The 6,964-nt window shown below is 69.1% G+C and carries 7 protein-coding genes; 3 read left to right on the plus strand and 4 right to left on the minus strand.

The genetic code is table 11. The features are described from left to right. On the plus strand, positions 1–467 hold a 467-nt coding region (locus VEG08_00500), incomplete at its 5' end, for an NAD(P)-dependent oxidoreductase (protein ID HXZ26456.1). 37 nt (positions 468–504) lie between these two features. Here VEG08_00500 and VEG08_00505 read toward each other — a convergent pair. Both VEG08_00505 and VEG08_00510 read right to left on the minus strand, forming a co-directional pair. After that, a complete protein-coding gene (locus VEG08_00505) occupies positions 505–1,842 on the minus strand; it encodes an APC family permease (protein HXZ26457.1) in 1,338 nt (445 codons plus the stop codon). Positions 1,843–1,995: 153 nt separating this feature from the next. Then, a complete protein-coding gene (locus tag VEG08_00510) occupies positions 1,996–3,186 on the minus strand; it encodes a beta-propeller fold lactonase family protein (protein ID HXZ26458.1) in 1,191 nt (396 codons plus the stop codon). A gap of 197 nt (positions 3,187–3,383) precedes the next feature. On the opposite strand from VEG08_00510, the gene VEG08_00515 reads away from it, so the two are divergent. After that, a complete protein-coding gene (locus tag VEG08_00515) occupies positions 3,384–4,244 on the plus strand; it encodes a hypothetical protein (protein ID HXZ26459.1) in 861 nt (286 codons plus the stop codon). Positions 4,245–4,349: 105 nt separating this feature from the next. Continuing rightward, entirely contained in the window at positions 4,350–4,931 is a 582-nt protein-coding gene (locus VEG08_00520; GenBank protein HXZ26460.1) for an elongation factor P, read from the plus strand. Here the strand turns inward: VEG08_00520 and VEG08_00525 are convergent, their stop codons facing one another. Together VEG08_00525 and VEG08_00530 are read right to left on the minus strand one after the other, a co-directional pair. Beyond that, positions 4,932–5,702 carry a prolyl oligopeptidase family serine peptidase gene (locus VEG08_00525; GenBank protein HXZ26461.1) on the minus strand — a complete coding sequence of 257 codons (771 nt, stop codon included), beginning with the start codon at positions 5,700–5,702 and terminating at the stop codon, positions 4,932–4,934. Next, positions 5,699–6,787, minus strand: a complete 1,089-nt coding sequence (locus VEG08_00530) for a carboxypeptidase-like regulatory domain-containing protein (protein HXZ26462.1) — start codon at positions 6,785–6,787, stop codon at positions 5,699–5,701. Before VEG08_00530 ends, VEG08_00525 begins: the two co-directional genes overlap by 4 nt. Positions 6,788–6,964 lie beyond the last annotated feature (177 nt).

Genomic DNA, 6,964 nt, shown 5'->3' on the forward strand with positions numbered 1-6,964 from the left:
AGCACCCGGAAAGATCACCCGAGGACCCGATCACCCGATCCCCCGATGTTCAGGTCTCCGGCCCGAGCGAGACCGATCGGGTGGTGGCAGAATCGGACTTCGTCGTTCTTTGCGCCCCGGTCACCCCCCGCACCCGCCACCTCATTAACGCCGCGCGCCTGGCAAAGATGAAGCCCGACGCTTGCCTCATCAACGTGGGCCGCGGCGCGCTCATCGACGACGCCGCCCTGCTGGCCGCCCTGCGCGAACGCCACCTGGGCGCTGCCGCCCTCGATGTCTTCCCGGAAGAGCCGCTGCCGCCCGAGTCGCCCTACTGGCACACCGAGAACGTGCTCATCACCCCGCACACTGCCGCCGTCACCGACAGACTATGGGAGCGACATTACGTGCTCCTCTCCGAGAACCTGCGCCGCTACCTCGCCGGCCAGCCGTTGTTGGGTCTGGTGAATAAGCACAAGGGCTACTGACTTTCTGGCGACCGGCTACTGGCGACCGGCGACTCGCTTAGTCGTCCTGGCTCTCGGCCTCTGACTCCTGACTGGCGACGGCGGGTTCCTCGGCGCGCGCCTTTCCTCGCCATGCCGCCAGCCAATAGAGCGGCGGTCCCAGCGCAGCCAGCGCCAGTCCCAGGGCCAGGTTCCGGGTGAAGCCGTTGTCGGCCAGCGTCTGCCACAGCGCCATGCCCAGCAGGACGGTGGGGCCCACGCCCAAAAGCCAGGCCACGGTCATGCCTCCCGGGACGCGGTAGGGGCGCGGCAGGCCGGGCTCGCGCCTGCGCAGCACCGCCAGCGCGACGAACTCCAGCACCAGGCTGCCTCCGGTGAGCAGCACGTCCAACTCCACCAAGCGCTCGAAGCCCAGGCCCAGGGCCAGCGACCAGGCCACCGACAGCACCACGATCGCCACCCAGGGCGCCCGGTTGCCACGAAGCTTGCGCGTCAACACCGCCGGTAGATAGCCGTCTTCGGCCATGGCCACGGGCACGCGCGAATAGGAGAGCAGCAGGGCGTTGGTCATGCCCAGGCCGCAGAGCATGCCCCCGGCGACCAGGGAGATGGCCAGCAGGCGGCCGCCCAGCGCGCCTCCGGCGGTGACCCAGGCGCCCGTGCTCCACTGGCTGGGATCCATGCCGCCGCGCGCCACCGCCGCCACCGGGAGCAGGTAGCTCACCGTCACCAGCAGGACGGCCAGCATCATGGCCCGGGGATAGGTGCGCTGCGGCCGCTCCACCTCGCCGGCCACGGTCGAGGCCCCGTCCCAGCCCATGTAGTTCCACATGCAGATCATGACGCCGGCCACCAGCGCGGGGTGATGCAGAGGAGCGTGCGCGGGCGCCGCCGGCTGGAACAGCGCGGCCGCCGACAGCACCGCGAAGGGCGCCAGCAGCGCCGCCCCGAAGACCAGGGAAGCATTGCCCACCGCGGGTGCGCCTCGGATATTCCACAAAGCGCAGGCCGCGATCACGGCCGCGCCCACCGCCATGCCTTCCAAGCCGTGCAGTTGCGGCCACATCCGCTCCAGGTAGAGGACGAAGAGCGTGGGATAGGCGGCCATGTCGAAGATGCTGGCAGCCAGCGAGAGCCAGGCCTCCTGGAAGCCCCAGAAGGGGCCCAGGGCGCGTTTCACCCAGATGTAGTAGCCGCCGTCGTCAGGGATGGCGCTGGAGAGTTCGCCCACCATGAGCGCGGTGGGCAGGCTCCACAACACGGGGACAAGCAGGAGCAGCAGGATGGCGAAGCGGTAGCCGCTGGATTGCAGCAGGTCTTCCAGACCGTAAGGTCCGCCCGAGACCATGAAGTAGGTGGCCGCCACCAGCGGCCAGAGCTTCAGCTTCTTTCCCAATTCTTCTCTCGTTCACCTCCGCGCGCAGCATAACACCGATTCGCTTCGTTGGATGCGGTTCGGCGGCGTTGGCCAGGAATATTCTCGAGATGTCTGGATCTCAAAACGTCAGACGCCAGATCAGACACTCGCGACTGCCTGTCACCGACGGGTTCAGTGACTGCTGGCCGTGCCCTGGGGCATGCTGCCGGCGGCGAAGGGCGAGCCCGCGATGGCCGTCAGGCCGCCGCCGCTGCCCACGCTGAATCCCGCCACCTGCCCGGCGTTGCTCAGGGTCACGTAGAGGAACTTGCCTGAAGCGTCGGCCGCCAGGCCCGAGGGCAGGGCATTGCTCCCGCCCACGGCGAAGGGCGATCCCGCCACCGGCGTCAGCCCGCCTCCCGTGGCGATGCTGAAGACCGCCACGTCATTGCTCAACTGGTTGGCCACGTAGAGCAGGCTGCCGGTGGGCGAAACCGCCAGGGCCTGTGGCCGCGAGCCTCCGGCGGCGAAGGGCGAGCCCGCCACCGCCGTCAGGGTTCCCGCCGCGTCGAAGCTGAAGGCGGAGACGTCGTTGGAGCAGGCGTTGGCCACGTACACCAGCTTGCTGCCGGGCGCCACCCTCACCGACTCCGGGCAGCTCCCCACCGGGAAGGGAGAGCCCGGCACCGGCGCCAGCGAGCCGTCGCTCTGGACGGCGAAACCCAGCAGCGTGCCGCCGGAGTCGTCGGTGACGTAGAGGAACTTGCCGCCGGGATCCAGCGCCAGGGCGAAGGGCGCCGTGCCGGCGGCGAAAGGCGAGCCCGGCACCGGCGTCAGTGCCCCCGTGTTCAGGCTGACGGAGAACGCGGAGACGTCGTGGCTGCACTGGTTGGCGACGTAGAGGAAGGTGCCCGCCGGAGTGATGGCGAGGTCGCGCGGGCAGTCCCCGACCGCCACGGGCGAACCCGGCAACTGGGTCAGCACCCCGCTGGCGGTGTCCACGGCATAGCCGGATAGGCTGTGGGTGCCGTTGTTGCTCACATACAGGAACTGGTTGTTGGGATAGAGCGCGGCGGCGAAGGGGCCGCTCCCGGCGGTGAAGGGCGAGCCGGCGGCGGCCGCCAGCATCCCCGTGCTCTGCCCGATGCCGAAGGACGACACCGTCCCGCTGCCGCTGTTGGCCACCAGCAGCAGTTCGACGAAGGGTGGAGACGGAGGCGGGTTCGCGCCGCCCCCGCCCACGTGGACCGCGACCACGCTGCCATCGCCGCCCAGTACGCCCGCGACTTTGACGTTGCCACAGCCGGGGAACAGGACAAGAAAGAGGAGGAAGAGAAGAGCAAGAAGAACAGGGGCCTTCCGGCCCCGAGGACGGGCCTTCATGGCGGCACCTCGAAAAGAGCCATTGTACGCCCCGGATAGCGGAAAAGCGCCTCCAGAGCCGGTCTAGCCTCGTCCATCCCTGGCCTGGCTGGCGTCTGACGTCTGAGGCAGCCTGGCGTCTCCTTCCAGCACCCTTTGCGCCGGGGCCGGGCTGATGGCACAATCGGCGGCCGAACCCGCAACCAGGAGGTTCCCCCATGCGCCGACGCATCCTGCTCGCAGGCCTGGCCGCCGCCGGGCTGGCCTTGGCCGCGCCCGCACCGCCGCCTCATGATCTCTCCACCAACCAGAAGGCCCTGGTCGCCAAGGCCGGCAAGGTCCAGCCGGAGAGCTGCGCCCAGGTCGACGACTCTCAGCAGTGCCACGCCAACTACGCCGCCGGCTGCAGCGACTCCGACCACCCCAACTACGACGCCTATCTCAACCTGGTGAAGAACCAGCTCCCCGATTCCGCGCTGCCGCCGGTCAAGGTGCTGGACGAGAGCGACATCGCCGCGCTCGATGCCGCCCTGCCGACGCCTCTTCACCGCGGCAACCACGCCCTCTACGCCGACGAGCTCGCGCAGATGGGCGAGGGCAACATCTACGCCCTGACCGGCTACCTCTACCTGGTGCAGCCTGCGGACGCGGAGAGCTCCAACTGCGAGCTCACTGCCCCGGACGACGTGGACTACCACATCGTCATCGGCTTCGATCCCGCAGTCGCCCAGCAACTGGCCTCGGGCGCGCATCTCACCAAGAAACAGCAGGCGGCGCTGAAAGCGCAAGGGGTGGTGGTGGAGATGACGCCGCACTCCCGCGCCCAGTCCCATCCCGCCTGGGACGACACGCTGCTGGCCGGTTACGTCGGCCGCCAGGTCAAGGCCGTGGGCCAGCTCCTGGTGGACAACGAGCACCGCGTCCCCAAGGACGATTGCGCGTTGCCCAACCACAAGGCCACCTGCTGGCGCAAGTCGGTGTGGGAACTGCACCCGGTCACCCAGTTCTACATCTGCACCAGCACCACGCCCTGCTCGTCTAACTCCTCCCATTGGGCGAAGTTGGAGGACAAACCTTAAAGCGAGACGCCAGACCTCAGACGTCGGGCCTCAGCGCGGGCTGCTGAAAAACTGAGTACCGAGTACGAAGTACCGAGGACTAAACTAGGAATGAGAGGCCGTCCCATGGTCCTTGCCTCGGAACTGCGCGCCGGCATGGCCCTGCGCATCGAGGGCCACGTCTACAAGGTGCTGGAGGCGGAAGCTAAGGCCGGCGCCGCCAAGCTGGGCGGGGTGGTGAAGTCGAAGCTGCGCGACGTGGCCAGCGGCCGCCTGTGGGAGCCCCACTTCCGGCCCGACGAGCGCCTGGAAGACCTGGAGCTTTCCCGCCGCAGCCTGGAGTTCCTCTACGCCGAGGCCGGCCACTCCACCTTCATGGACCCGCAGAATTTCGAGCAGGTAGAAGTCCCGACCGCGCTCATCGGCGACGCGGACCGCTTCCTGCAGCCGGGAACGCTGCTGCCGGTGGAGTTTTACGGCGAGCAGCCCATCAGCGTGGTCCTGCCCGATACCGCCGAGGCCCGCATCACTGAAACCGCTCCCCCGGCCCACTCCGGCCAGGACAGTACCTGGAAGCCCGCCACCCTGGAGAACGGCGTCCGCATCCAGGTGCCGCTGTTCATCGCCCCGGGCGAGTTGGTGCGGGTGGACCTGCGCAGCCTGCGCTACCTGGAGCGCGCCCGCGTCCCGCACAAGAAGGGCGCCTGATCACTTCAGGCGCTGGGACTGAAAGAACCTCCAGGCATCTTCATTGATCTGCTCCGCCAGGGCGTAGTAGTTGTGGTCGTGGCCGGGGAGGAGCACGTAGTGCACCGGAAAACCGCGCTGGCGCAGCAGGTCGCGGGTGCCCTCGACCTTGCTCACCGGCACCCGCAGGTCGCGGTCACCGATGTAGAGGGCGATGGGAGTCTTGCGGCGCGCCGCCTCCAGGATGCCGGTGTAGGCGGGCGCGAGGAAGGAGGCGTGCACCGCCACCGCCGCGAACAGGTCGGAGTCGAAGGCAGCAGCGTCCAGCGCCAGGTAGCCCCCCGCCGAGTGCCCGAAGACGTAGATGCGCTGGGGATTGATGGGCCACTCCCCCTCCGCCTGCTTCACCATGCGGCGAAAGACCTCGGGCGCGATGGGCTCGAAGTCCAGCCGCGGCGGCAGCGCGGGCGCCAGCAGCACGATCTCATTGCGCAGCGCGAAATCCTGCCAGGCCGCGATCATGGGATCGGGCTGGTCGCCGGCGCCGTGCAGCAGCACCACCGCCGGCAGTTCCCGGGTGTTGTCGTGTCCCGCCGGCGAGAAGACCTCGTACCAGTACTCGGTGTTCTGCAGCTTGAGCGTTCGTTTGGCCAGTTCGGGACGGCTCTGGTCGGGGATGGCGGAGGCGCTCGGCGATCCCGGCGCATTCTGGGCGCGCACCACCGGCCCGCTTGCCGCCAGCACGCCCGCCAGCACTGCCCACAACAGCCGCCGCCTCGCCCGGACGGTCATTTCTTCTCCCGCAGCAGGATGGGCGGCAACTCGCGCTCGCGCCCGGGCGCGAACAGCGTGACCTCCACCGCGCGCGGCGCGTAGCCTCCCTTGCTGACGTGCAGCGTGGCCCGCTCTTCCGGGATCCCTTTCAGCGTGAACTTGCCGCAGGCGTTGGTCATCGCCTTCACTCCGCAGCACTCCACCTGGGCCGCGGCCAGCCCGTTGCCCTCGCTGTCGGCCACCACTCCGGAGAGCACCCGCACCAGCGGCGCGTTGTACTCGCTGGTGGCATGAAAGACGGCGGTGCCGGCGAAGCTGCGCACCGGGGCGTAGTGGCCGCGCACCGCCGCCAGCTCCGCCTCCAGTTCCGGCGCCGACACGCTCTCGTAGGTGGCCAGCGCGATGTACACCTTGCCCCGGCGCACTCCCAGCTTCTCCGCCGGCATGCGGTCGAAGACCTTCTCCGCCCGCCCGTCCACCACCGGCCCCCCTTCATCGCCGTACACCATGAAGTAGACGCCGTCGGCGGCCTCCAGGATGGTCCCCGGCAGCAGTTCCGGGATGTCGTCGTTGAGGGTGTACCACCAGGGGACGGCCGCCTCCACCGGCAGCGTCCCCGAAGCCGCCTTCAACTGGCGCAGCAACTCGAGGTAGCGCCCGCCGATCTCCCGCTTGCCGGCGTGGGTGGCGCAGCTCCAGCGCTCTTCCACGTAAGGCTCGATGTCGATGACCGCGCCCGCCAGCAGCTTGCGATGAGCGGCGGCGAATTCGCCCAGCAGCCGCATCCGCCGCGCCGACTCCTCGGCTCGGTCCAGGAAGCTGGGGTCCTGCAGCAGCAGCGCCTTGGCCGTGCGCCCCGCGCCCGCGAGGCTCCGCAGCGCGCACTGCAGCAGATCCCCGCCGCCCGCCTGGTCCAGCAGGAACCCCTGGCCGTTCTCCACGCTCAGCAGCACGGTAGGTCGCAGCGGCGCCGCCGCCAGCCGCTGCTCCACCTGCTCGCAGCTGGGGTTATCGGCGAAGATGCCGTAGACGAAGGAAGAGTCCTCCAGCTTCTTGGCCTGCGCGCGCGCCGGCGCCAGCAGCAGCGCCAGCCCCGCCGCCATCGCCAGCACGACCCGCCTTGGCCCCCGGCCCATACCGACCAGTTTCAGGGTTCACGCTCCAGGTTTCAAGTAGCGGAGTGCCGGTAGTCTCGTCCTCCTGAGCCGCCAGCCGAAGCATCTGCAGTCCTGATCCCCGATCACCGGATCACCCGATTGCTTGGGCTCCTTCTTCCGGGG

The sequence above is a fragment of the Terriglobales bacterium genome, from assembly GCA_035624475.1.
GTDB lineage: Bacteria > Acidobacteriota > Terriglobia > Terriglobales > Acidobacteriaceae > DASPRL01.